Origin of the sequence: Pseudomonas sp. BW7P1, from assembly GCF_024981055.1 — a bacterium.
In the GTDB taxonomy this organism is placed as follows: Bacteria; Pseudomonadota; Gammaproteobacteria; order Pseudomonadales; family Pseudomonadaceae; genus Aquipseudomonas; species Aquipseudomonas bananamidigenes.
On sequence record NZ_CP103374.1, the window covers coordinates 4,584,970 to 4,610,281 of the forward strand.

Annotated in this window: 25 protein-coding genes and 1 pseudogene; 3 read left to right on the top strand and 23 right to left on the bottom strand. The window is 61.1% G+C overall.

What is annotated here, in order from left to right; translation table 11 throughout:
• Nucleotides 1-108: 108 nt before the first annotated feature.
• The 6 genes from acpP to NWV16_RS20605 form a co-directional block, all read right to left on the bottom strand.
• Nucleotides 109-345 (bottom strand): acyl carrier protein, encoded by a 237-nt coding sequence (acpP, locus tag NWV16_RS20580; RefSeq protein WP_260520549.1) that lies wholly within the window; start codon nt 343-345, stop codon nt 109-111.
• 196 nt (nt 346-541) lie between these two features.
• Nucleotides 542-1,285, bottom strand: a complete 744-nt coding sequence (gene fabG / locus NWV16_RS20585) for a 3-oxoacyl-ACP reductase FabG (protein ID WP_085710930.1) — start codon at nt 1,283-1,285, stop codon at nt 542-544.
• A 16-nt stretch (nt 1,286-1,301) separates the two neighbouring features.
• A complete protein-coding gene (gene fabD / locus NWV16_RS20590; RefSeq protein ID WP_260520550.1) occupies nt 1,302-2,240 on the bottom strand; it encodes an ACP S-malonyltransferase in 939 nt (312 codons plus the stop codon).
• Between the two features lie 125 nt (nt 2,241-2,365).
• Complete coding sequence (plsX, locus tag NWV16_RS20595; RefSeq protein ID WP_260520551.1) at nt 2,366-3,376, bottom strand: phosphate acyltransferase PlsX; 1,011 nt, start codon at nt 3,374-3,376, stop codon at nt 2,366-2,368.
• 4 nt (nt 3,377-3,380) lie between these two features.
• Nucleotides 3,381-3,563 (bottom strand): 50S ribosomal protein L32, encoded by a 183-nt coding sequence (gene rpmF / locus NWV16_RS20600; protein WP_003179396.1) that lies wholly within the window; start codon nt 3,561-3,563, stop codon nt 3,381-3,383.
• A 13-nt stretch (nt 3,564-3,576) separates the two neighbouring features.
• Nucleotides 3,577-4,104, bottom strand: coding sequence for a YceD family protein (locus tag NWV16_RS20605; RefSeq protein WP_003204262.1), 528 nt, complete (start codon nt 4,102-4,104; stop codon nt 3,577-3,579).
• Between the two features lie 106 nt (nt 4,105-4,210).
• Here NWV16_RS20605 and NWV16_RS20610 point away from each other — a divergent pair, with 106 nt between their 5' ends.
• Nucleotides 4,211-4,789, top strand: coding sequence for a nucleoside triphosphate pyrophosphatase (locus tag NWV16_RS20610; RefSeq protein ID WP_260520552.1), 579 nt, complete (start codon nt 4,211-4,213; stop codon nt 4,787-4,789).
• Nucleotides 4,790-4,837: 48 nt separating this feature from the next.
• On the opposite strand, the gene sppA is transcribed toward NWV16_RS20610, so the two are convergent.
• From sppA to rluC, 3 genes are read right to left on the bottom strand one after another with little or no spacing between them, the layout of a single operon-like run.
• Nucleotides 4,838-5,827, bottom strand: coding sequence for a signal peptide peptidase SppA (gene sppA, locus NWV16_RS20615; RefSeq protein ID WP_260520553.1), 990 nt, complete (start codon nt 5,825-5,827; stop codon nt 4,838-4,840).
• 24 nt (nt 5,828-5,851) lie between these two features.
• On the bottom strand, nt 5,852-6,514 hold the full coding sequence (locus NWV16_RS20620; RefSeq protein WP_260520554.1) for an HAD-IA family hydrolase: 663 nt from the start codon (nt 6,512-6,514) through the stop codon (nt 5,852-5,854).
• On the bottom strand, nt 6,501-7,460 hold the full coding sequence (rluC, locus tag NWV16_RS20625; protein ID WP_260520555.1) for a 23S rRNA pseudouridine(955/2504/2580) synthase RluC: 960 nt from the start codon (nt 7,458-7,460) through the stop codon (nt 6,501-6,503). The genes NWV16_RS20620 and rluC overlap by 14 nt, the downstream gene beginning before the upstream one ends.
• Before the next feature lie 697 nt (nt 7,461-8,157).
• Here rluC and rne point away from each other — a divergent pair.
• Complete coding sequence (rne, locus tag NWV16_RS20630; RefSeq protein WP_260520556.1) at nt 8,158-11,367, top strand: ribonuclease E; 3,210 nt, start codon at nt 8,158-8,160, stop codon at nt 11,365-11,367.
• 66 nt (nt 11,368-11,433) lie between these two features.
• Here rne and NWV16_RS20635 read toward each other — a convergent pair whose 3' ends face one another.
• The 12 genes and pseudogenes from NWV16_RS20635 to NWV16_RS20690 all read right to left on the bottom strand — a co-directional run bounded on the left by NWV16_RS20635 (nt 11,434) and on the right by NWV16_RS20690 (nt 22,881).
• Complete coding sequence (locus tag NWV16_RS20635; protein ID WP_260520557.1) at nt 11,434-12,030, bottom strand: nucleotidyltransferase family protein; 597 nt, start codon at nt 12,028-12,030, stop codon at nt 11,434-11,436.
• Nucleotides 12,027-13,004, bottom strand: coding sequence for an XdhC family protein (locus NWV16_RS20640; protein ID WP_260520558.1), 978 nt, complete (start codon nt 13,002-13,004; stop codon nt 12,027-12,029). Before NWV16_RS20640 ends, NWV16_RS20635 begins: the two co-directional genes overlap by 4 nt.
• On the bottom strand, nt 13,004-15,325 hold the full coding sequence (locus NWV16_RS20645; protein ID WP_260520559.1) for a xanthine dehydrogenase family protein molybdopterin-binding subunit: 2,322 nt from the start codon (nt 15,323-15,325) through the stop codon (nt 13,004-13,006). The genes NWV16_RS20640 and NWV16_RS20645 overlap by 1 nt, the downstream gene beginning before the upstream one ends.
• Entirely contained in the window at nt 15,322-15,792 is a 471-nt protein-coding gene (locus NWV16_RS20650; protein WP_065257242.1) for a (2Fe-2S)-binding protein, read from the bottom strand. Before NWV16_RS20650 ends, NWV16_RS20645 begins: the two co-directional genes overlap by 4 nt.
• A gap of 245 nt (nt 15,793-16,037) precedes the next feature.
• Nucleotides 16,038-17,057 (bottom strand): UDP-N-acetylmuramate dehydrogenase, encoded by a 1,020-nt coding sequence (gene murB / locus NWV16_RS20655; protein ID WP_260520560.1) that lies wholly within the window; start codon nt 17,055-17,057, stop codon nt 16,038-16,040.
• Complete coding sequence (locus NWV16_RS20660; RefSeq protein ID WP_260520561.1) at nt 17,054-17,518, bottom strand: low molecular weight protein-tyrosine-phosphatase; 465 nt, start codon at nt 17,516-17,518, stop codon at nt 17,054-17,056. The genes murB and NWV16_RS20660 overlap by 4 nt, the downstream gene beginning before the upstream one ends.
• A complete protein-coding gene (kdsB, locus tag NWV16_RS20665; RefSeq protein WP_260520562.1) occupies nt 17,518-18,282 on the bottom strand; it encodes a 3-deoxy-manno-octulosonate cytidylyltransferase in 765 nt (254 codons plus the stop codon). The genes NWV16_RS20660 and kdsB overlap by 1 nt, the downstream gene beginning before the upstream one ends.
• Entirely contained in the window at nt 18,279-18,464 is a 186-nt protein-coding gene (locus NWV16_RS20670) for a Trm112 family protein (protein WP_003179363.1), read from the bottom strand. The genes kdsB and NWV16_RS20670 overlap by 4 nt, the downstream gene beginning before the upstream one ends.
• Nucleotides 18,465-18,488: 24 nt before the next feature.
• Nucleotides 18,489-19,499, bottom strand: a complete 1,011-nt coding sequence (gene lpxK, locus NWV16_RS20675) for a tetraacyldisaccharide 4'-kinase (protein ID WP_260520563.1) — start codon at nt 19,497-19,499, stop codon at nt 18,489-18,491.
• Entirely contained in the window at nt 19,499-19,927 is a 429-nt protein-coding gene (locus NWV16_RS20680) for an ExbD/TolR family protein (protein WP_260520564.1), read from the bottom strand. Before NWV16_RS20680 ends, lpxK begins: the two co-directional genes overlap by 1 nt.
• The gene (locus NWV16_RS20685; RefSeq protein ID WP_176704393.1) at nt 19,924-20,559 is read right to left on the bottom strand and encodes a MotA/TolQ/ExbB proton channel family protein; all 636 of its coding nucleotides are present in this window, start codon (nt 20,557-20,559) and stop codon (nt 19,924-19,926) included. The genes NWV16_RS20680 and NWV16_RS20685 overlap by 4 nt, the downstream gene beginning before the upstream one ends.
• A gap of 78 nt (nt 20,560-20,637) precedes the next feature.
• Nucleotides 20,638-22,881 (bottom strand): annotated as a pseudogene (locus tag NWV16_RS20690) (DNA internalization-related competence protein ComEC/Rec2).
• A gap of 135 nt (nt 22,882-23,016) precedes the next feature.
• On the opposite strand from NWV16_RS20690, the gene NWV16_RS20695 reads away from it, so the two are divergent.
• On the top strand, nt 23,017-23,535 hold the full coding sequence (locus tag NWV16_RS20695) for a DUF2062 domain-containing protein (protein WP_260520565.1): 519 nt from the start codon (nt 23,017-23,019) through the stop codon (nt 23,533-23,535).
• Nucleotides 23,536-23,589: 54 nt separating this feature from the next.
• On the opposite strand, the gene NWV16_RS20700 is transcribed toward NWV16_RS20695, so the two are convergent.
• Both NWV16_RS20700 and NWV16_RS20705 read right to left on the bottom strand, forming a co-directional pair.
• On the bottom strand, nt 23,590-24,369 hold the full coding sequence (locus tag NWV16_RS20700; RefSeq protein ID WP_065257251.1) for an ABC transporter permease: 780 nt from the start codon (nt 24,367-24,369) through the stop codon (nt 23,590-23,592).
• Nucleotides 24,366-25,298 (bottom strand): ABC transporter ATP-binding protein, encoded by a 933-nt coding sequence (locus NWV16_RS20705; RefSeq protein ID WP_065257252.1) that lies wholly within the window; start codon nt 25,296-25,298, stop codon nt 24,366-24,368. Before NWV16_RS20705 ends, NWV16_RS20700 begins: the two co-directional genes overlap by 4 nt.
• Between the last annotated feature and the right edge of the window lie 14 nt (nt 25,299-25,312).

Sequence of the window (25,312 nt, forward strand, 5' to 3'; positions counted from 1 at the left end):
AGCACTCTCCTTTTTCAAATGACGATTTTGTTTCAGGCCTAAAGAAAAAACCGCACGCCATGATGGCAGTGCGGTTTTTCCATGACAGCGAGCAACGATTACAAACTATTACGCCTGATGAGCGTTAATGTAGTCGATTGCAGCTTGTACAGTAGTGATCTTCTCAGCTTCTTCGTCAGGGATTTCGGTCTCGAATTCCTCTTCCAGAGCCATCACCAGCTCAACGGTGTCAAGGGAGTCGGCACCCAGGTCGTCAACGAAGGAAGATTCGTTCTTCACTTCTTCTTCTTTAACACCCAGTTGCTCGGCAACGATTTTCTTGACGCGCTCTTCGATGGTGCTCATACCTTGTTTTCACTCCTAATGGACAAATTCAGGCAGCTGGCCAGTGGGTAAGTGTATAGAAAGGCTTTTCAGCTTTTCAACCGAAAGCTTCACTCCTCGAACCCTGCAGCCCTCTGCCTATAAATAGATTGCAGCTTTATAACGGATTTTAGACAGCTCGTATGACATTTTTTTGAAGCAATCCGTCACATTTTACTTACATGTACATCCCGCCGTTCACCGGGATTGTAGCCCCGGTCACGTATGCCGCACCGTCGGATGCAAGAAAAGCGACCACGGACGCGATCTCTTGAGCTTGTCCCAGACGGCCCAGCGGAATCTGTGTCTGCAAGGCTTCACGCTGTGCCTCAGGCAGTTCACGAGTCATATCGGTGTCGATGAACCCCGGGGTTACCGAGTTGACCGTAATCGAACGCGAACCGACTTCACGCGCCATGGCACGACTGAAACCTTCCAGACCGGCCTTGGCGGCTGCGTAGTTTACTTGGCCAGCGTTGCCCATGGCACCCACCACCGAGCCAATACTGATAATTCGACCCCAGCGCGCCTTGGTCATGCCGCGCAGAACGCCCTTGGACAGGCGATACAGACTGTTCAGGTTGGTATCGATCACGTCGTACCACTCGTCGTCTTTCATGCGCATCATCAGGTTATCGCGAGTGATACCGGCATTGTTGACCAGGATCGCGACCGGAGCACCGAATTGTTCCTGAATGCTCGCCAGCACTGCGGTGACCGATTCGTCACTGGTGACGTTGAGTTCGAAACCTGCACCCTGAATGCCATTTTCTTTCAGGGTCGCAGCAATGCGCTCGGCGCCCGAAGCGGAAGTCGCGGTGCCGACAACGATGGCGCCCTGACGACCCAGTTCCAGTGCGATAGCCTGGCCGATACCACGGCTTGCGCCGGTGACCAGTGCAACTTTACCTTGCAGACTCATGCAAGCTTCTCCTGATTCAGACAGCCGCTGCGCGAGCAGCAGCGAAAGCGTCTGGGGTATTGAGGTTGGAAGTCGAAACGCCTTCGGCGCAACGTTTGTTCAGACCGGCCAGCACTTTGCCAGGACCGCACTCGACCAGGCTGGTAGCGCCTTTCGCAGCCAGAGTCTGTACGGACTCGACCCAGCGAACCGGCTTGTAGAGTTGTTCGAGCAGATCACGCTTGAGCGTTTCCAGATCCACCGGCACCTGAGCGCTGACGTTCTGCACCACAGGAATCTGCGGCGCCTGCCAGTCAATGGCCGCGATGGATTCGGCGAAACGCTCGGCAGCCGGGCGCATCAGCTCGCAGTGGGATGGCACGCTGACCGGCAGCGGCATGGCACGCTTGGCGCCACGAGCCTTGCAACCTTCAATGGCGCGCTCGACGGCTGCCTTGGCACCGGCAATCACCACCTGGCCCGGAGAGTTGAAGTTCACCGCACTGACCACTTCGCCTTGCGCCGCTTCGGCACAGGCCGCCAACACATCGGCGTCCTCCAGACCAAGGATGGCAGCCATGCCGCCCTGCCCGGCCGGAACGGCTTCCTGCATGAGCTGGCCACGGCGCTCGACGAGCTTTACCGCGTCCGCCAGGCTCAGGCTGCCGGCAGCGACCAGAGCACTGTATTCACCCAGGCTGTGACCGGCAACGAAGGCCGGGCGCACACCACCTTCCGCCAGCCACAGGCGCCACAGGGCGATCGAAGCGGTCAGAATGGCCGGTTGGGTTTTGTCGGTTTGGTTGAGCAGCTCTTCCGGCCCCTGCTGGGTCAGCGCCCACAGGTCGTAGCCCAGAGCATCGGATGCTTCTTTGAAAGTTTCGAGGATCAGCGGATGTTGCGCGCCCAGCTCGGCCAGCATGCCGAGGGACTGCGAACCCTGTCCTGGAAAGACGAATGCGAGGGAAGCAGACATGTAACAAGCCCCTAATGATCTTGTCGTCGGAAAAATGGCATCCCGATAGAGGGACGCAAGAAACTGACAGTTGGATGGCCCTTTGAACCGGGCGGTCACATTTAAGCATTGTCCGACGAAAACGCCTAAGACAACAAATCCTCCAGACGGCCGTGCAGACGCTCGGGAAGATTCTCCTGAATCTCGATCAACGCCCGCTGAATGGCACTCTGAAACCCCTGAACCCCGGCTGAACCGTGACTTTTCACCACAATGCCCTGCAAGCCGAGGAAGCTTGCGCCGTTATGTCGCGCCGGTGCCAGTTCAGCCTGCAATCGTTTCATCAATGGCAGCGCCAAGGCCCCCACTGCACGGGATGCAAGGTTTTTTTTGAACAAGGCTTCGATACGCGCAGCGATCATCGTCGCAAGACCTTCGCTGGACTTGAGCAGGATATTGCCGACAAAACCGTCGCAAACCACTACGTCCGCCTCACCGCGATACAAACCATCGCCCTCGATAAAGCCGATGTAGTTGATCCCCCGGGCAGCCTGCAACAACGTTGCAGCCAGCTTGACCTGCTGGTTGCCCTTGATGTCTTCGGTGCCGATGTTCAGCAGCGCTACGCGAGGCCGGACAATACCCAGCGTCTGCGCCGCCACCGACCCCATCACCGCAAACTGCAGCAGATGCTCGGCGCTGCAATCGACATTGGCACCCAGATCAAGCAACTGACAGTAGCCCTTCTGAGTAGGGATCGCAGCAACCATGGCCGGACGATCAATCCCCGGCAGGGTCTTGAGCACAAATCGCGAAAGCGCCATCAGCGCACCGGTGTTACCGGCACTGACACAAGCCTGAACCTTGCCGTCACGCAGCAATTCAAGGGCGACACGCATCGACGAGTCCGGCTTGCCGCGCAGGGCCTGGGCAGGTTTTTCGTCCATGGTGATGACTTCGGACGCCGGAACAATCGTCAGGCGCGCGCGATCGGCAGCCGATTGGCCAGTGATCAATTCTTCAAGGAGGGAGGGTTGACCGACAAGGGTCAGGTGTAGCGAGGGCGTAGCAGAAAGGCAAGCAAGGCTGGCCTGAACAATGCTGCGGGGACCGAAGTCCCCGCCCATTGCGTCAATCGCGATGACTTGAGCGGACAAGTGATTACTCGTCAGCGCCCTTGTCGATCACTTTACGGCCACGGTATACGCCTTCTGGCGATACGTGGTGACGCAGGTGAACTTCACCGGTGGTTTTTTCTACGGACAGGGTGCTAGCCTCGAGAGCGTCGTGCGAACGGCGCATGTCACGGGCAGAGCGGGATTTTTTGTTCTGCTGAACAGCCATAATTGATTAACTCCTAAACGTTTGGGTCACGCTTTAACTGCGCCAATACACTGAACGGGTTGGACCGCGTTACCTCGTCCTCGCTCGGTTCGGGTTCATCTGCTCCCGCCGGCTGCTGGCATTCTTCCGGATGATGAGCAGGCACAATGGGCAAGGCGAGCAAAAGCTCCTCCTCGATCAGTGACTGCAGATCCAAAGGATCTTCGCCCAGTTCCAGCACGTCATAACCTTTCGGTAACGACTGGGTATTCGCACCCTCCTTCACCACGGCGTAACTGCATTCGCTGTGGATCGGCAGGGTGACCAGCTCAAGACAACGCTGGCAAACCATTTTGACTTCGGTGTCGATAAAGCTGTGGATCACCACAGATTTACGTTCATCTCGTTCAAAAACGAATTTGGCCTGCACCGTACCGACATCGTCGGAAAGCGGGTCGCAGAGTCTCTTCAAATCGGCCAGCAGCAGTTCACCTTGAAGGGTGGTGCCACGATCAGCCAATTTGCGCGGGTCAACGTGAGGTGGAATCGGGTCATTCAACATAGGCGCAGCATTATAGGGATGCACCCGCCCATGTCAAAGGAAATTCCGCCCTGTCCGTCACTTACGCGGCTCCGCTAGAATCTGCAGCCTGCCTCTGGAGATGCGAATGCTGCCTTTATTACTCGCTTCAAGCTCGACCTATCGTCGGGAATTGCTCAACCGCCTGCGCCTGCCGTTCGTCTGCAGCTCGCCGGACATCGATGAAAGTCATCGCCCGGGCGAATCAGCCATCGAACTGGTCAAACGCCTCGCCGAACAGAAAGCCCGGGCGCTAGCCGACAGCCACCCCGCTCACCTGATCATCGGCTCCGATCAGGTCGCCGTACTCGGCGAGCGCATCATCGGCAAGCCACATACTTTCGACAAAGCCCGCGAACAACTACTGGCCGCCAGCGGCGCCAGCGTGACCTTTCTGACCGGCCTGGCATTGCTCAACAGCCAGACGGATCACTGCCAGGTCGACTACGTGCCTTTCACCGTCCATATGCGCACACTGGATCAGGCACGCGTCGAGCGCTACCTGCATGCAGAACAACCTTACGACTGCGCCGGCAGTTTCAAGGCCGAAGGCCTGGGCGTAAGCCTGTTCCAGTCCACCGAAGGCCCTGATGCCACCAGCCTGATCGGATTGCCGCTGATTCGCCTGATCGACATGCTGCTGGCGGAAGGCGTTCAGATTCCCTGAGCCACAAAAAACCGGCCACGAAGGCCGGTTCCCTTATGCTGCAATCAATCAGCGCAACGACGGACCGTTGAATCCCATCCACATTGCCAACTGCTCGGCCACACTGGCGCCCAGCTTTTTCGAGAAGCGATCGAACGGCGATTCCTGAACGGTGAAATCCACCAGCTCCTTTTCGCCAATCACGTCACGCGCCACAGAACTGGCATTACCCAGACCATCGATCAATCCCAGCGGCAGCGCCTGCTCGCCGGACCAGACCAACCCGGAGAACAGCTCCGGATGCTCTTTATCTTTCAGGCGATCACCACGACCCTGCTTGACGCTATTGATGAACTGATTGTGCGTGGTATCCAGCACACTCTGCCAGAAGGCCGTTTCATCAGGCTTCTGCGGCTGGAACGGATCGAGGAAGGACTTGTGCTCACCGGAGGTGTAAGTACGACGCTCGACACCCAGCTTCTCCATGGTGCCGACAAAACCGTAACCCGCCGCCGTCACACCGATAGAGCCCACCAGACTGGCCTTGTCGGCATAGATCTGATCCGCCGCACTGGCGATGTAGTAGGCTCCGGACGCACCAAGATCGGAGATTACCGCATACACCTTGGTATCCGGGTGCAGAACGCGCAGACGCTTGATCTCGTCATACACATAACCCGACTGCACCGGACTGCCGCCCGGGCTGTTGATGCGCAGGATCACGCCCTTGACCTTCTTGTCCTCGAACGCCGCTCGCAGACTGCCGACAATATTGTCGGCACTGGCCGGTTCCTTGTCGGCAATCATGCCGGTGACATCGATCAACGCGGTGTAGCTGGAGCCGCGCGTAGCGCTCTTTTCCATATCCATCAACGGCGTGAACAGGATCAGCGCAACAAAAAGATAAACAAACGTCAGCAACTTGAAGAAGATGCCCCAGCGCCTGGAGCGACGCTGCTCCTGCACACTGGCCAGCAACGTCTTTTCCAGCAGCTTCCAGCTTTTCGCATCACCCTCGTCGGCAGTTGCCTTGGCCGGTGCTTTCCATTCGTCGGTCATGCCATCCACCCCAGCAAAAACGTATCAAGCCTGCTGACCCAGCCAGGCATGCAATTCAGAAAACCGATCAATCGACAGTCGTGGCTCAAACTGCTGCAACGACTCGATTGACTGCGCCCCATAACTGACCGCCACCGAGCCCATGCCGGCATTACGCGCCATCTGCAGATCAAAGGACGAATCCCCGACCATCAGCGCCTGGCCTGCAGATACACCGCAGTGCGCCAGGATCTGCTCCAGCATCAGAGGATGCGGTTTGCTCGCGGTTTCATCGGCAGCACGGGTGATATCGAAATAGTCCTCCCAGCCATGCGCCTTGAGCACCCGATCCAGCCCGCGACGATTCTTGCCGGTCGCGACCGCCAGGTGATAACCATCCTCGCGAAACGACGTCATCGACTCGAGCACACCTTCGAACAATGGTGAGGGCACCGTCTCCGCCGCGATGTAGTGCTCGGCATAAAACTCCCGAAACGCGATCATTTCGCCATCGCTGATTTCCGGGTACAACGTGCGGATCGCCTCGGGCAGACCCAGACCGATGATGCCCTTGACGGCAAAATCGTCACGCAACTCGAACCCCGAACACCCCGATGCCGCATGCATCGCCTCGACGATCCGACCAATGGAATCGGCCAGGGTGCCGTCCCAATCGAAAATCAGCAGTTTGTAATCAGGGTGCCGCACTCAGACGCTCCACAGTCTTGGCCCACATCTCATCGACAGGGGCCTGCAAATTCAGCTTGCCACCATCGGGCAACGGCACGGTGAGCATGTAGGCATGCAGAAACAGACGCTTGCCGCCCAGATCGCGAATTTCCCTGGTGAAATTGTCATCGCCGTACTTGCTGTCGCCGGCAATGCAATGCCCTGCGTGCAGGGTATGAACGCGAATCTGGTGGGTACGACCGGTCACCGGCTTGGCCTCGACCATGGTCGCAAACTCGCCGAAACGACGCAGGACCTTGAACACGGTCAGCGCCTCCTTGCCTTCGTCATTGACTTCGACCATACGCTCGCCGGAACGCAGGTTGCTCTTGAGCAGCGGCGCACGGACCTGCTTGATGGAAGTCGCCCAGTGGCCGCGCACCAGCGCCATGTAGCGCTTGTCGACGCCATCACCGCGCAACTGCTCGTGCAAGTGGCGCAGCATGCTGCGCTTCTTGGCGATCATCAGCAGACCGGAAGTGTCGCGGTCGAGGCGATGCACCAGTTCCAGCTCCTTGGCGTCGGGGCGCAACTGACGAAAGGCTTCGATCACGCCGAAATCCAGGCCGCTGCCACCGTGAACTGCAATGCCCGCGGGCTTGTTGATCACGATCAGCGCCTTGTCTTCGTACACAATCGACGCTTCCAGGCGCTGCAACAACCCCTGAGCCACTGGAACGGGTTCGTCACGCTCCGGCACGCGAACCGGCGGCACGCGCACGATATCACCGGCCTGCAGCTTGTATTCGGGCTTGATCCGACCTTTGTTAACCCGCACTTCGCCTTTGCGCAAAATGCGATAAATCAAGGTCTTGGGCACGCCTTTGAGCCGGGCGAGGAGAAAATTGTCGATTCGTTGGCCGGCATATTCCGGCGAGACCTCAAGCAATTGAACGCCTGGAGTCGAAGGGGCAGTAGTCGTCATGCGGCGGATAATAACAATTTTTATGGATTTGAAGCACTTAATCATTGCTGCTATAGTCGCGAACGCCGCCAAAAGCGGCCTGGACAGCGGAACCACGGTCAACAACCGGCCCTGACCAACGCAATTCACCAGGACGCAAGGCCGTCCTACGGGGCTTTCGCTACGTAACGGTGGAGTTTGCAGCTGTAACAAGCGCAGGTGACATGAGGCCTGAATCACGCCGCAAAGCAGAGTTCTGACTCGCCACGCGAGCCATATTCACGGCCAGTTCACAAAGTGCGGTCAGCCGCGGATGACCCCGAGCGAAAACGCCGGAAACACCGCCTGAATTAGCCATGATGCGTGACCTCCCCTTCCGGAGCTCACGGTAAATGCCAACCCGCTGCGGATTCTGCGCGCGGCAGCACCCGAATTATCAGGGATACGTGTAGGGTGGAGATGCACAACCGCTGGACTGTGTAGCAACAGGTTTTATCAAGACGCTTCATCTCGTCCACAGCCGCGGTTGATTCCTCCTCCTGACTGAGTGCTTAAGTAGCCACAGCAAGCAGGACGCGTACGTCGCGATAACGGCCCAATTGGCCGGACATCGCTGGACACGGGAATGGCCAGCCACTCCCGACGCACCTGACACCGACCGTGAGAAGTCGTGTGTGCCGAACGCCGTTTCCGGCAGCCCGGAAACCGACGGTACTACATGAAAAGAATGCTGATTAACGCAACTCAACCCGAAGAGTTGCGTGTTGCACTGGTAGATGGCCAGCGCCTCTACGACCTGGACATCGAATCCGGTGCACGCGAGCAGAAAAAGGCCAACATCTATAAAGGCCGTATCACTCGCATCGAACCAAGCCTTGAGGCTGCCTTTGTCGATTTCGGCTCCGAGCGCCACGGCTTCCTGCCCCTCAAGGAAATCTCCCGCGAATACTTCAAGAAAGCCCCTGAAGGCCGCGTCAATATCAAGGACGTCCTGAGCGAAGGCCAGGAAGTCATCGTTCAGGTCGAAAAAGAAGAACGTGGCAACAAGGGCGCAGCCCTGACCACCTTCATCAGCCTGGCCGGTCGTTATCTGGTCCTGATGCCGAACAACCCGCGTGCCGGCGGCATCTCCCGTCGCATCGAAGGCGAAGAGCGCAACGAACTGCGTGAAGCGCTGAACGGTCTGGTCGCTCCGGCCGACATGGGCCTGATCGTGCGCACTGCCGGCCTGGGCCGCAGCAGCGAAGAAATGCAGTGGGACCTCGACTACCTGCTGCAACTCTGGACCGCGATCAAGGAAGCCTCCCTGGATCGTTCCGCGCCGTTCCTGATCTACCAGGAAAGCAACGTCATCATCCGCGCCATCCGCGATTACCTGCGCCAGGACATCGGCGAAGTACTGATCGACAGCGTTGAAGCCCAGGACGAAGCCCTGACCTTCATCCGCCAGGTAATGCCGCAGTACGCCAGCAAGATCAAGCTGTACGAAGACAGCGTCCCGCTGTTCAACCGTTTCCAGATCGAAAGCCAGATCGAGACCGCTTTCCAGCGCGTGGTCGAACTGCCTTCCGGCGGCTCCATCGTCATCGATCCGACCGAGGCCCTGGTGTCCATCGACATCAACTCGGCGCGCGCCACCAAAGGCAGCGACATCGAAGAAACCGCCCTGCAGACCAACCTTGAAGCCGCCGAAGAAATCGCCCGTCAGTTGCGCCTGCGCGACATCGGCGGCCTGATTGTCATCGACTTCATCGACATGACCCCTGCCAAAAACCAGCGCGCCGTGGAAGAGAAAGTCCGCGAATGCCTGGAAGCCGACCGTGCCCGCGTGCAGATCGGCCGCATTTCGCGCTTCGGCCTGCTGGAAATGTCCCGTCAGCGCCTGCGCCCTTCGCTCGGCGAAAGCAGCGGCATCGTCTGCCCGCGCTGCAGCGGCACCGGCATCATCCGTGATGTCGAATCGCTGTCCCTGGCGATCCTGCGCCTGATCGAAGAAGAAGCCCTGAAAGATCGCACCGCCGAAGTCCGCGCCCAGGTGCCGATCCCGGTAGCAGCATTCCTGCTGAACGAAAAACGCAACTCGATCACCAAGATCGAACTGCGCACCCGGGCCCGCATCGTCATTCTGCCGAACGATCATCTCGAAACCCCGCATTTCGAAGTTCAGCGTCTGCGTGACGACAACCCGGAAGCCGCCAACAATCAGTCCAGCTACGAAATCGCTGCTGCCGCTGCCGAAGTCGAAGAGGCTCAACCCGCTGCGGCAACCCGCACCCTGGTTCGCCAGGAAGCTGCGGTCAAGACCGCTCCTGCCCGCGCCAACGCTCCGGCTCCGACCGAAGTCGCCGCTCCGGCGCCAGCCCCGGTTGCCGCACCAGAGCCAAGCCTGTTCAAAGGTCTGGTGAAGTCGCTGGTCAGCCTGTTCGCCACCAAGGAAGAGCCTGTTGCTCCGGTTGTGGTTGAAAAGCCTGCCGCCGAGCGTCCGGTCCGCAACGAAGAGCGTCGCAACGGTCGTCAGCAGAGCCGCAACCGCAACGGTCGCCGCGATGAAGAACGCAAGCCGCGCGAAGAGCGTGCTCCACGTGAAGAACGCGCACCGCGTGAGCCACGTGAAGAGCGTCAGCCTCGTGAAGCCCGCGAACTGCGTGAGCCACGCGAGTCCCGTGACGAAGCGCCGGCAGCCCGCGAAGAACGCGCACCACGCGCCCCTCGTGAAGAACGTGCACCACGTGCTCCGCGTGAAGACCGCAAGCCGCGTGGCGAGCGCGAAGAACGCGTACGTGAACTGCGTGAACCTCTGGATGCTGCACCGGCCGCCGCTGCCGCTGTTGCTGCCACCGCTGACGAGCGTCCGGCCCGTCAGCCGCGTGAGGAGCGTGCGCCACGCCCTCCGCGTGAAGAGCGCCAACCACGTGCCGAACAGGCCGCTGCTGCCGTGGTTGAAGAAGACATCACCACCAACGAAGAGCAACTGCCGGAAGACGGTTCGGAAAACGCCGAAGGCGACCGTCCACGCCGCCGCTCCCGTGGTCAGCGTCGTCGCAGCAACCGTCGCGAGCGTCAGCGTGATGCCAACGGCAACGTGATCGAAGGTTCGGAAGAGTCCGCCGAGAACGCTGAAACCACCGAGCCGAGCACTGCCGACCTGGCCGCTGGCCTGGCTGTTACTGCGGCCGTTGCCAGCACCGTGATCAGCGCGCCGGCCGAAGCTCAGGCCCATCAGCAAGCCGAACGCGCCACCGCTGCAACGCTGGAAACCGCTTCGGTAGAGGCTCCGGTTGTTGAAGCCACCACTCCGGTCGAAGTGGTTGCTGCTCCGGAAGTCGAAGTGGCGCCGGTTCGCGAAGCTCAGCCTCAGGTTGAAGTCGCCGCCGAACCTGCTTTCGTCACCCAGGCGCCTGTTGCAGTCGCAGAGCCGGTGGTCGAAACCGTCGCTGAAACCGTGACCGAAACCGTGCGCGAGGTTCGTGAAGAGCAGACCGCTTTCAACTGGGTGGCCGAGCCGGCTGTCGCCGAAACGCCAGCGCCAGCGGTTGAAGCGCCTGTCGTGGAAGAAGCCAGGGCCGCTGAACCCGTGGTTATTGCCGAACCGGCACCTGTCATGGAAGCGCCGGCAGCAGAAGCACCAGCGCCAGTCGCTGCGCCTGCTCCGGTCAGCGCTCTGACCCCAAGTGGCCGCGCACCGAACGACCCGCGTGAAGTGCGTCGTCGCAAGCGTGAAGAAGAGCGTCTGCAGAAGGAAGCCGAACTGGCTGCCGCAGCCGCTGCCGCTCCTGCCGCTGCCGAAGTGGTCGAGGCAGCCCCTGCCCCGGTCGCTGAAGAAACTGCCGTAGAAGTGATTGCCGAAGCACCACGCTCCGTTCAGGACGCGGTCGAGCACCACGAACAGGCCCAGGAAAAAGAACACGAGACCAAACCTCTCGTCTGATTCCGAGCGCCAATGAAAAGCCCCGCCTGGTGATCCAGGCGGGGCTTTTTCATGTCTCGTGGTTTGTCAGGCTTGCGGAAAAACCAGCGCCTGAGGCACATCGATATCCCACAGCACTCCGGGATCATCCACCGCCACTTCCACCACCCGCCCCTGTTTGAACAAAGCCCTGGCTCCGCGATCACCGGACAATGCCATCAACCCCGGCCCGAATGAACGACCGAATCCGACCGGATGCCCAAACTCGCCACTTTGCACCGGCACACTGACCGTATCGTCGGCAATCGCCGCCACTACCTGTTCAATGCTCGATGGCAGGATGAACGGCATGTCACCCAGCACAATCAGCCAGCCATCGACATCCGTGCAAGCCGAGACACCCGCCGCGATGCTGTCGCCCATGCCCGCAGACTCGATCGAAACAATGTCACACTCGTATGCCTGTGCCATACGCATTGCCTGCGGCCGCGCTTCGGTCGTTACCAATACGCGTTTGTCGAGACTCGTCGGCAGGTTAACCAGTACCTGCTCGATCACCGAACGCACGGCACCGTCGCGCCCGGCGCAGTCGGCCAGCAACTTGTCCTTGTCAGCACCCGCCACTTCGCGAAAGCGGCTGCCCTCGCCTGCCGCCAGCACAATCACTCCAATGGATCGACTCATGCCCGTTCCGCCTTCTTGCGTTCCAATTCGACACCATTCTTGATCGCCACGATTTCCGCCAGCAGCGACAACGCGATCTCTGCCGGGGCGTGACTGCCGATCGGCAAACCGATCGGCCCATGCAATCGAGCGATGGCCGCTTGCGACAAGCCTAGCTCAGCCAGGTATTCCCGGCGCTTGAGGCTGTTGGCACGTGAACCCAGGGCGCCGACGTAAAACGCCCTGGAGTCCAGCGCCGTCAGCAGCGCCATGTCGTCCAGACGCGGATCGTGAGTCAGGGCAACAATGGCGGTGCGTTCGTCGGTTTGAATGCTCAGCACGGCCTCGTCCGGCATCCCCGGGACAAAACGGCCATGCTGTTCTTCCCAGTCATACACGAACTCGGTGCGGGGATCACAGATCAGCACTTCGAAATCCAGCAACCGCGCCATCTCGGCCACATAACGCGACAACTGCCCGGCACCGATCAGCAGCAAACGCCAGCGCGGGCCGTAAACGGCGCGAAGGGTCTTGCCATCGAAGACCAGTGAGTCCGTTTTGTTTGCTGGCGAAACAATCACTTCCCCGCTTTCCAGATTCAGCTCACGAGCAACGATTTCGTGAGCCTCACAACGAGCCAGCAGTTCGGCGACCCACGCCGGATTACCGACCCGTTCCTCGGTCAGGCGCAAAGTGCCGCCGCAAGGCAGGCCGAACCGCGCCGCCTCCTCCCGCGTCACGCCGTAGGTGATCAACTGCACCGGTGGCCCGTCGGCGGGAATCCGCCCATCGTGCAGGCGGGCGATCAGATCGTCCTCGACACAACCGCCGGACACCGAACCGATCACTACGCCATCCTCGCGCAACGCCAGCATCGCGCCGGGCGCCCGGGGCGCGGTGCCCCAGGTCTGCACGACAGTGAACAGCACTACCCGCTGCCCGGCACGGCGCCACTCGAGCACGCTGCGCAGGACATTGAGATCGGCGCTGTCCATCACGCTCGCGCCTTTTGCCAGCCCTGCAACTGGTAGCGCACCGGCAGGTTGCGAATGCGCTGGCCGGTCGCGGCGAAGATCGCGTTACACAGCGCCGGCGCAATCGGCGGCACACCCGGCTCGCCCACACCACCCAACGGCACCTCGCCCGGCGGCGTCACCAGATGCACCGCCACTTCCTTTGGCGCCAACGACATGCGCGCCACTTCATACATATGGAAGTTATCCTGTTGCACCTTGCCGTCCTTGAAGCTGATTTCGCCCCACACGGCATTGCCCAGGCCCATCACACAGGCGCCTTCGAACTGCGAACGGATCCGCTCGGGGTTGATCTGCGACCCGCAATCCACGGCGATGTCAGCCTTGTGCACGATCAGCGTACCGTCGTCCTTGACCTCGACTTCGATCACCGCCGCCACATAAGTCACGAAGCTGTAATGCACTGCCAGGCCGAGTCCACGGCCCTTGGGTAATTTCCGCCCCCAACCGGCCGCCTTGGCCGCCGTTTCCAGCACCGTGCGCATGCGCCCGGTGTCGATCGGATAACGCTCGGGGGATTCGCCGTAGTTCCACTCTTCGCTGAGCGTGCGCGGGTCGATCTGCCGATCCGGGCCGAGCAATTTGATCTGATACTTGAGCGGGTCTTCCTTGGCCTTGTGCGCGAGCTCGTCGACAAAACTCTGGATCGCAAAACCATGGGGTATGTTCGACACCGAGCGATACCAGCCGACTCGCGTATGAACTGCGGCTTCAGGATTCTCCAGACGCACGTTGGGAACCGCATAGGCCATGTTGGTGAACCCCATGCCCAGCTCGAACGCGGCTTCGTGATTCATGCCCGGCGCGAACAGCGCGGAGATGCTCGGCGCCACCGTGCGATGCAGCCAGGCAGACGGCAAACCGTCCCTGCCCACGCCGGCCTTGAGGTACTCGGCCGACACAGTGTGGAAATACGAATTGTGGATGTCGTCTTCCCGCGTCCACTGGACCCGCACAGCCTTGCCGGGAAACTCTTTGGCCAGAATGGCGGCTTCGACAACGAAATCCGGCTTGGACTTGCGACCGAAACCACCGCCGAGCAGGGTCACGTTGAAGGTCACGCTATCGAACGGCAGACCGAGGCGCTCGGCAATTCGCTCACGGGTGACCTGCGGCGCCTGGCTTGGCGCCCACGCTTCGCACACGCCCTCTTGATAGCGGGCGATGGCCACCATCGGCTCCATCGGCGCCTGTGCAAGATGCGGCAAGTAATAGGACGCTTCCAGCGTGCTGGCAGCGCTGCCGATGGCTTTGTCGATGTCACCGGTGTTGCGCACGACCTTGCCCGGTTTCAGCGATGCGGCTTCCAGCTCCTTGCGATAGGCAATCGAGTCGTAGCTGGCGTTCGGGCCGTCGTCCCACTCGATCTTCAGCGCCTCGCGGCCCTTGAGCGCCGCCCAGGTGTTACTGGCCACCACGGCCACGCCACCCAACGGCTGGAATTCCGAAGGCAATGGGCGGGGTTCGATCTGGATGACTTTCAGCACGCCCGGCACTTTCAGCGCGGCGCTGTCGTCCACCGACTTGACCTTGCCGCCGTATACCGCAGGACGGGCGATCACCGCGTACAGCATGCCGTCGAAATGCACGTCGGCCCCGTACACGGCGCGGCCATTGACGATGTCTTCGCCGTCGATGGCCTTCGTCCCTTCCTTGCCGATGTAGCGAAATTCCGACGGTTGCTTGAGCCGCAGGCTGTCACGGGCCGGCACTGTCAGCGCACTGGCCGCGGCGGCGAGTTCACCGTAACCCAGCTCGCGCCCGGACGGTGCGTGAATGACTTTGTGCAGTTGCGCGCGGCACTCGCCGACCGGCACCTTCCACTGCGCAGCGGCCGCCTGCTCCAGCATGGTACGGGCAGCGGCGCCACAGCGACGCATCGGCTCGTACCAGTGACGCATGCTGCGCGATCCGTCAGTGTCCTGGTTGCCGAAACGCACTTCATCGCCCGGCGCCTGTTGCACTTTGACGTGGGCCCAATCGGCTTCCAGCTCATCGGCGACTACCATGGTCAGGCTGGTCCGCACGCCCTGGCCCATTTCCGAACGGTTGCAGACCACGGTCACCGTGCCGTCGGCGGCAATGCTGACGTAAACCTTCGGATCGTCGATCCAGCCATTGGGCATACCATCGGCGCCGAATTTCTTCGGTTTGTCTTCAGCCAATGCATCCTGCCAGCCCCAGCTCGCGGCCAGCACCAGCGCACCGGTGGCACCGACACCCTTGAGGAAACCCCGGCGGCTCAAGTTGCTCAGGGCAAAATCGTTCGGCAAACGGCTCATGCCTTGGCCTCCTTCAGGTGAGTGGAGGCCTGGCGGATGGCGGTCTTGATCCGGTTGTAGGTGCCGCAGCGGCAAATGTTGCCGACCATCGCCTCTTCGATCTGCTCATCGCTCGGGTTCGGGTTGGTCTTGAGCAGCGCGGTGGCAGACATGATCTGCCCACCCTGACAGAAACCGCACTGGGCCACGGCAGTGTCGAGCCAGGCTTGCTGAACGATCTGGCCAATCGGATCGGCATGCAGATTGTCGATGGTGGTGACATTCTGGCCGGTCACCGAACCGACTGGCGTAATGCAGCTGCGTACCGGCAATCCGTCGATATGAATGGTGCACGCACCGCACAGGCCCATGCCGCAGCCGAACTTGGTGCCGTTGTAACCGGCGACGTCACGGATCGCCCACAACAGCGGCATGTCCTCGGTGACATCGAGTGGATGGTCTTGGCCATTGAGTTTCAGGGTAATCATGGGCACGCCCGCATATTCAGGGAGGTTATGGGGTCGAGCAATCTGCCGCCGGAAAATCGGCGGTGGGTTCACGCAGATCGACTCAGGCTAATGAGGCTCTCTTGTGCCGACCAAAACGTCTGCACCGGGCCTTTGGTGGAGCAAAGGGTTTATCGTTAGCTGGCTAAGTTAACCCGGGATTAACAAAAAAGCCCTGCACTTTTTAAATAGTGCAGGGCTTTGGATTGCGCCTTGAAAGCGTAGTCTCAATAACGGTTGGGCTCCATTTCCAGCTCGACATTGAAACGTTCTGCAATGTCTTTCTGGATACGCTGCGCCAGATCCAGCAGTTGCAACCCGGTCGCTGCGCCGTAGTTGACCAGTACCAGCGCCTGCAACTTATGCACACCGGCATCGGCTTCACGGAAGCCTTTCCAGCCCGCCCGCTCGATCAGCCACCCCGCCGCCAGTTTCATCTGCCCGTCCGGTTGCGCGTAGGCCACCAGATCCGGGTGCTGCGCCTTGATCTGCGCCACAACGGCTGCCGACACCAGCGGGTTCTTGAAGAAACTGCCGGCATTGCCCAGCACCGCCGGGTCCGGCAGCTTCTCGCTGCGGATGCTGCAAATGGCGCGACTGACATCCGTCGGCGTCGGCTGCTCGATGCCCTGCTCGGTCAGGCGCTGACGCACCGGGCCGTATTCCAGATGCAGATGGGCGACTCGATCCAGTGCAAAGCGCACCCGCAAGATCAACCAGCGCCCAGGCTGCTGCTTGAACACGCTGTCGCGGTAAGCGAAGTGGCACTCCTCCAGACTGAAGTCGCGCAACTCGCCGGTCTGACGATCCAGCGCCGTCAGGCCGGCGAACACGTCCTTGATCTCGACCCCATAGGCACCGATGTTCTGCATCGGTGCGGCGCCGACGGTGCCGGGGATCAGGCTGAGGTTTTCCAGCCCGGAAAAACCCAGCGCCAGGGTGTGCAGGACGAACGGATGCCACGGTTCTCCAGCTTCGGCCTCGATTACCACGCGATTGCCATCGTCGCTGATGACGCGGATGCCACGACTGGCCATGCGCAGCACCAGTGCCGGGATGTCCGCTGTCAGCAGCAGGTTGCTGCCGCCGCCGATCACCAGCAACGGCACATCGTGGGCAGTCGCATAAGCCAGCGCTTCGCGCACATCCGCATCACTGCGGGCCTCGGCAAACAGTTGCGCACGAACGTCGACGCCGAAGGTGTTGAACGGTTTCAGGGAAACCTGAGGATGTACCTGCAAACTCATAACCGGCCCTTCACTTCGATCAACAACCGGTCGCAGGCGCTCTCGATCAGATCCAGCACCTGCTCGAACCCCTGATCGCCGTCGTAATACGGATCCGGCACCTCATCGATTTCGCCCTCATAGCGACGCAGGAACAGGTCCAGCTCGGCCTTGCCGGTGGACGGTTGCAGCGCCTTGAGGTTGCGCAGGTTGCTGTTGTCCATGGCGAGGATCAGGTCGTAGCTGGCGAAATCGGCGCGACTGACTTGTTGCGCCCGTTGCGCCGACAGGTCGTAACCCCGCAATCTGGCCGCGGCCTGGCTGCGCTTGTCCGGCGGATTGCCGACGTGCCAGTCGCCGGTGCCGGCGGAAGCCACTTCGACCTGAGCATCCAGGCCGGCCTCTCGCAGTTTGGCACGCAGGACGCCTTCGGCGGTGGGCGAACGGCAGATGTTGCCCAGGCACACGAACAGAACGCGCATCAGGCCTCCAGCAGGCGACGGACGCGCTCGAGGTCTTCGGCGGTGTCGACTCCGGTTGGCGGCGCGATCAACGCGTCAGCCACATGAATCCGCACGCCGTGCCACAAGGCACGCAACTGTTCGAGGGATTCGGTGTTTTCCAGCCAGCACGGCCCCCAGCTCACGAAGTCCTGAAGGAAACCGGCGCGGTAGGCGTAGATGCCGATGTGGCGGCGATACGGCACGCCTTCCGGCAGCACGTCGCGGCTCTTGGCAAATGCGTCGCGGGCCCATGGCAGGGTCGCACGACTGAAGGTCAGCGCCAGACCGTTAAGGTCACTCACAACCTTGACCACGTTCGGGTTGAACAGGGTGTCCACGTCTTCGATCGGTTCGGCCAGGGTGGCCATCCGCGCTTCGGTGTGGGCCGCGAGGTTGGCCGCGACCTGATCGATCACGCTTGGCGGGATCAGCGGTTCGTCACCCTGGACGTTGACCACGATGGCATCCGGCTCCAGGCCCAGCTTTGCAGCCACTTCAGCCAGGCGATCGGTGCCGGAGTTGTGATCTTCACGGGTCAGCACCACTTCGGCGCCGAAAGCCTTGCAGGCCTCGACGATACGCGCATCGTCGGTAGCCACGACCACACGGCTGGCGCTGCTTTTGCTCGCCTGCTCCCAGACATGCTGGATCATCGGCTTGCCGGCGATATCCAGCAGCGGTTTGCCCGGCAGGCGGGTCGAGGCATAGCGCGACGGGATGACAACGGTGAAGGCTGTGGTCATTTATCCAGACGCTCGTCGGTGGTCAGGGTGCGGGCTTCGCTTTCCAGCATGACCGGGATGCCGTCACGGATCGGGTACGCCAGGCCGGCGCCCTTGCTGATCAGTTCGGTCTTGTCGGCGCTGAGCTTGAGCGGGCCTTTGCAGACCGGGCAGGCGAGGATGTCGAGCAGTTTGGTGTCCATGAACATTCCCTGGATAAAAACGGTTTAAGGCAAAAGACGATCCGGCAACAGGCGCATCAGTTGCGTGTCGAACCAGGCCACGAAGGCTGGCGACGGCACGGCATCGACCGCCAGGTACCACCAGTCGGCGGCAGCAAAGGCGCGGCACTTCACCGCGTCCTTTTCGGTCATCACCACCGGCAATGACGGCGTGAAACTCAAGGCCTGCACACTGTATTCGGCGTGGTCGGCAAACGCGTGGGGCACAGGCCGCCAGTCTAGCGCTTCGAGGGTATTGAAGAAACGTTGCGGATTGCCGATGCCGGCGACTGCGTGCAGTGCCTGGCCGGCTGGAAAATGTTCGAGGGGCCGGCGTTCGCCGCTTTGCAGATTGACCAGCGCCGTGGGTTGCAGACGGAAAGCAAACCCGTCCTCGCGATCCTCAGGGGCACCATTGAACAGCACGCCGTCGACGCTTTGCAGACGCTCGACCGGCTCACGCAAGGGGCCTGCGGGCAGACAGCGCCTGTTGCCCAATCCGCGGGCGGCATCGATCAGCACCAGCTCAAGGTCACGGGCAAGACGATAATGCTGCATGCCGTCGTCGGAGAGGATCAGATCCAGCGGCTCACTGACCAGCAAGGCTTTGACGGCAGCGCTGCGGTTCGGGTCGATCATCAATGGCACACCGGTGCGCTGCACGATCAGCAGCGGCTCGTCGCCAGCGACGTCGGCAGGCTGATCGGCTTCGACCCGCCATGGCAATTGCGGCGGCCTGGCGCCGTAACCGCGACTGACCACCCCGACTCGCAACCCGCTGCGCCGACAGTGTTCGATCAGCCACAGGATCATCGGTGTCTTGCCGGTGCCGCCGACAGTAATGTTGCCGACCACGATCACCGGCACCGGTGACTGATAGATCTCGCCTTCACCCTCGAGAAAACGCTGGCGCTTGCCGGCCACCACGCGGCGATACAGCCACTCCAGCGGCCGCAACAGGGTCAGGGCCGGGTGCCCCTGATACCACGCGGCGAGCAGACGATCGGACATGGCCATCAGGATTTGGGCGCCGCCTCGACCGTGGTCATGCGCAGATGGCTGAAACCGAGCTTGCCGGCCGCGTCCATGGCGGTGATCACGGATTGGTGCTGTGTCTTGCCATCGGCACTGATCGACAACGGCATGCTGGTGTCGCCGTTGGATTCTTTCTGCATGGCTTCCATCAGGGTGGCCAGATCGTTCTTCGGCAGAATTTTGTTGTTCACCGAGAACACGCCTTCAGCGCTGATGGCGACGTCCAGTTGCTTGAGCTGCTGATCCTCGGCCGGCGAGCCACTGACCGCTTCCGGCAGATCGACGCGCAGCTGGGTTTCGCGGGTGAAGGTGGTGGTCACAACGAAAAACAGCAGCAGAATGAACACCACGTCGATCAGCGACGCGAGGTTGATATCGATGGTTTCCCGGGGCTTGCGACGGAATTTCACGCTTTGCCCCCGGCCAGATCGACGTCACGGTCGCCCTGCACCACTTCCACCAGTTTGATCGCTTCCTGCTCCATGCCCACCACCAGTTCATCGATGCGGCGTTGCAGGAAACGGTGGAAGAACACCGACGGGATACCGACCATCAGACCCGCCGCCGTGGTGATCAGCGCCTTGGAGATACCACCGGCCAATACCGAAGCGTTGGTGGTCATGCCGGAACCGGTGAAGGCGCTGAAAATGTCGATCATGCCCAGCACCGTGCCCAGCAGCCCGAGCAGCGGCGACATGGCGGCGATGGTGCCCAGCGCATTGACGTAGCGCTCCAGCTCGTGGATGACCCGGGCGGCCGCTTCTTCAATGCATTCTTTCATGATCTCGCGACCATGCTTGGAGTTGGCCAGGCCCGCGGCGAGGATTTCACCCAGCGGCGAGTTGGCGCGCAGTTCCTTGAGTTTTTCCGTGTTGAGCTGCTTGTCCTTGATCCAGACCCAGACCTGACCCAGCAGATGCTCAGGGGTGACGCGACTGGCGCGCAGCGTCCACAGGCGTTCGGCGACGATCGCCATGGCGGCGATGGAACTCAGAATGATCGGCAACATCATCCAGCCGCCGGATTTGACCAATTCCCACACAGTGACAGCCCCCTCGAAAAAGTGCGCCACTTTACCATACCGGTTCGCGATAAAGACCCGTCGCTCCGACGACCGTGCTCAACGGTTCTCTGCTCCCGACAATGGCGGGGCGCGCCAGAACCGGCGTTGCTGACGCATCGACCGGGCCGGTTGAAACCGGCCCAGTTGCAGATGAATGGCGCCCTGCTCGGCGCTGTCATGGATGTGTATTCCCTGTTTGCGGTAGCGGGCGACGACCGTCGGGTGCGGATGGCCGAACGAATTGCCCTGTCCACGGGAAATCAGCACAGCCTGCGGCTGCAGAACCTTGAGCAAGGCCATCGAGGAAGAACTGCGGCTGCCATGGTGCGGGGCCTGCAATCACTGGGTGGGAACCGCCAGCGCGCTGTCGAGCAGATCCCGTTCGGCAGCGCTGTCGATGTCGCCTGTCAGCAGCAACCGCTCGCCGTTGGCTTCGATCTGCAATACGCAGGAACGCTGATTGCTGTCATGGGCGTCGGACCGCTGCCATTGATGAAAGGCAACACCGTCCCACTGCCATTGCCGGCCGCTTTCACAAGCCTCGGCATTCAGCGCTTCGGGCAACCCTGGCGGATCGCCGCTGATCACCCGGCTGACCGGCAAGCCGTTTGCCACGGCCAGCGCTCCACCAGCATGGTCGGCGTCGGCATGACTGAGCATCATCAAATCGATTCGCTCCACACCCAGTTTGCGCAAGGCCGGCAGCACCACTCGCTCACCCACATCGAAATCACCGAAGCGTGGGCCGCTGTCGTACAACAATGTGTAGTGGCGGGTGCGGATCAGAATCGCCAGCCCCTGGCCGACGTCCAGCTGCCAGACATCGGCCACGCCTTCGGCGAGGCGCTCCCGAGGCGGCAATGCCAGCACCAGCAGCAACGGCCAGCCCAAAGGCCGCAATGGAACACCCCGGGGGAGCAACAGCAGCACGGCACCGATGCAGCCCAGCAACAGAATCCAACCGGGCATCGATGCGGCGACCCATGCCGGCCAGCGCCCGGCAATCAGGACCAGAACCCTGAACAATCCATCGATCAACCCGCCAGCCAGCCATAACAGACCTTCGCCGACACCGGAAATCGGCAACAGCAAGGTGCCAAGCAATGCCGTAGGGAGCACCGCAAAACTGATCCACGGCACCGCCAGCAGATTGGCCAATGGCCCACTGAGGCTGATCGGCAGGTCCAGGATCAATAACAACGGGCACAAGCCGATCGCGATCAGCCATTGCGCCCGGGTCCAGGCCTGCCACCAGCGCCAGGGCCCCAGACGACCGCCAAAGGTGAAAATCAATATCGCCACTGCCGTAAAGGACAACCACAATCCCGGACGCAGACTGGCCAGCGGTTCCATCAGCAGCACACCGTTGAAGGCCAGCAACAACGGCCACCAGGCACCGAGATGGCGAAAACGCAATCGCCACAGCAGGACCAGCGCGACCATCACGCAGGCCCGCCGCACCGGTACGTCGAACCCGGCCAGCAGGCCATATCCCAATGCCGCCATGAATGCCAGTCCACAGGCCCACGGCAGCCAGGGCCAACGCAGTGGCCACACACCGAAGCGTGCCAGCCCCGCGACCAAGCCATACATCACGGCCGCCAGCAGACCGATGTGCTGCCCGGAAATCACCAGCAGGTGCACGGTGCCGGTGTCCTGCAGGATCTGCCAGTCCTCGCGACTGAGCCCCGAGCCATCGCCCAGCACCAACGCCGCCAGCGCAGCACCCCGGCCCTGAGTGTCCACCGCCAGCAGACGCTGTCGGATGCCGTCCCGCCAGGCCCATTGCGCCGCCGCCAGCCGGTTGCCGTCCTTCACCGTGCCGGTGGCACCGATGCGTTGCGCCAGCAGCCAGGCCTCGTAATCGAAGGCATCGGGATTGAGCAGCCCGCCGGGACGTTTGAGTTTGACCGCCAACCGCCAGCGCTCGCCGCTGTTGACCGGTGGCCCGTCGTACCAGGCCAGGCGCATCAGCGATGTCAGTTTCCCGTGACGCGAACGGGCATCGGCCAACTCGAAGCGCACAACCCCGTCGCTGTTCTGGGGCAGACCAACGACCCGCCCTTCGACCCAGCGCGTTTCGCCATCCAGTTCCACCGACAGCCGATCATCCAGCGCCCACTGCGCACCGATGCACGACCAGGCAACGCCAAACAGCAAAAACGCCAGCGGATAGCTGCGAAACGGCAACAGCGTCAGTGCCATCACCGGCAGCCACAGCATCCACCCGACCGGCGGCAAGGCCGGCAAAAAAACCGGGGCCAGCAGACCGACTGCCAGCGCCATCATCCCTGTGCGCATACGCCCGTCCTTGAGAGTCCCTCTTCAGACATAGCGCTTATGGAGCGCAGGCGTCGTCAACAATTGTCACAAAGTCTGAATGGGCGCTTCGTAGAATCCAGACATACTTGCCGCCTTAACCGACCGAGAAGCCTTATGCCCCGGCGCTTATTCAAACGCTACATGCCCGACCCGACGAGCATCAGGGAACACAAATCCTTACGCTTTCTCGGTACGTTGCTGCATGACCCGAACCTCTGGCACCTCAATCGGCATTCGGTGGCCCGGGCCATGGCGGTTGGCATTTTTGCGGCTTTCCTGCCAATTCCCGCGCAGATGCTGGTGGCCGCCGCACTGGCCATCACCGTGCGCGGCAACATGCCGATTGCCGTCAGCCTGGTCTGGCTGACCAATCCGGTCACCATGCCGCCGGTGTTCTACTGCACCTACAAAGTCGGTGCGTGGCTGATGGACATCCCGGCCCGCACCCTTCCGGATTCACTGACCTGGGAATGGATCAGCGGCGAACTCTCCACCCTGTGGCAACCGTTCCTGCTCGGTTCGGTGGTGGTCGGAGTGACGCTGGGCGCCCTCGCCTATTGCCTGGTGATGTTGTACTGGCGCTGGTGGGTCGCCCGACAGTGGGCACGGCGCAGGAAAAGTCGCCAGTCATGAATGCAGAACGGCCTCCACTGTGGGAGGCCGTTTCAGGTTGCAGCGCCGATTGAATCAGGTACGCATGCCGCGCCCGCTCACCAGTAACCGCGCACAACCGAAATACAACACCACGGTCGCCACCAGCATGAAGGTGATCGCAATGCCGATACGGATGTCCGACACACCGAGGATGCCGTAACGGAAGGCGTTGACCATATGCAGCACCGGGTTGGCCAGTGATACGGTCTGCCAGAACGGCGGCAGCAAGGTGATCGAATAGAACACGCCACCCAGGTAGGTCAGCGGCGTCAACACGAACGTCGGGATGATCGAAATGTCATCGAAGTTGCGTGCAAACACGGCATTGATGAACCCCAGCAGCGAGAAAATCGTGGCCGTCAGCACCACCACCAGCACGGTGATGCCCAGGTGATGCACCTGCAGGCTGGTGAAGAACAGCGACAGAATGGTCACGATGATGCCTACCATCAGGCCCCGCAGCACGCCGCCGAGGGTGTAGCCGATCAGAATCGTGTGTGGCGACACCGGCGACACCATCAGTTCTTCGATGGAGCGCTGGAACTTGCTGCCGAAGAAACTCGACACCACGTTGCCGTATGAGTTGGTGATCACCGACATCATGATCAAACCCGGCACGATGTACTCCATATAGGAGAAACCGCCCATACCGCCGATCTGCTTGCCGATCAGGTTGCCGAAGATCACGAAGTACAGAACCATGGTGATCGCAGGCGGCAGCAGGGTTTGCGGCCAGATCCGCATGAATCGCCGGACTTCGCGGTACACGATGGTATTGAGGGCGACGAGGTTGGGGCGCAGCTCGGAACTCATACCGCCACCTTCGACAGGTTTTTTTCCACCAGGGACACGAACAGCTCCTCGAGGCGATTGGTTTTATTGCGCAGGCTCAACACCTCGATGTTCTGCAGGGCCAACTGGCCGAACAGCGCGGTGATGCCCATGGACTTGTCGACCTGGACTTCCAGGGTATGCGCATCCACCAGCCGGGCGGGATAACCGGCCAATTGTGGCGCGACACTCAAGTCGTTCTTCAGGTCGAGCAGAAAGGTTTCCACATGCAGCTGCCCAAGCAACTGCCGCATGCTGGTGTTCTCGACGATGGAGCCGTGGTCGATGATGCCGATGTTGCGGCACAACTGCTCGGCCTCCTCCAGATAATGCGTGGTGAGGATGATGGTGATGCCTTTCTGGTTCAGTTCGGTGAGGAACGTCCACATCGAACGGCGCAGCTCGATGTCCACCCCGGCGGTCGGTTCGTCAAGGATCAGCAGACGTGGCTCGTGCACCAGTGCCCGGGCAATCATCAGACGCCGCTTCATGCCACCGGACAGTGAACGCGACGGGACATCGCGCTTGTCCCACAGGCCGAGCTGGGTCAGGTACAGCTCGGCGCGTTCCTTGGCGATCTTCGCCGGAATGCCGTAGTAGCCGGCCTGGGTCACGACGATGTCGAAGGTCTTTTCGAACTGGTTGAAGTTGAATTCCTGGGGCACCACGCCGATCGAGCGTTTGAGCGCCGCGGGGTTCTTGTCCAGGTCATGACCGAAGATATTCACCGTACCGCTGGTCTTGTTCACCAGGGTGGAGAGAATGCCGATGGTCGTGGACTTGCCGGCGCCGTTGGGGCCGAGCAAGGCGAAGAAATCACCTTCGGCGACGTCCAGATCGATACCACTCAAGGCCTGGAACCCGTTGCCGTAGGTTTTGGTTAGCTGCCGGATGGACAGAGCGGAACTCATATCGGATTACGCAC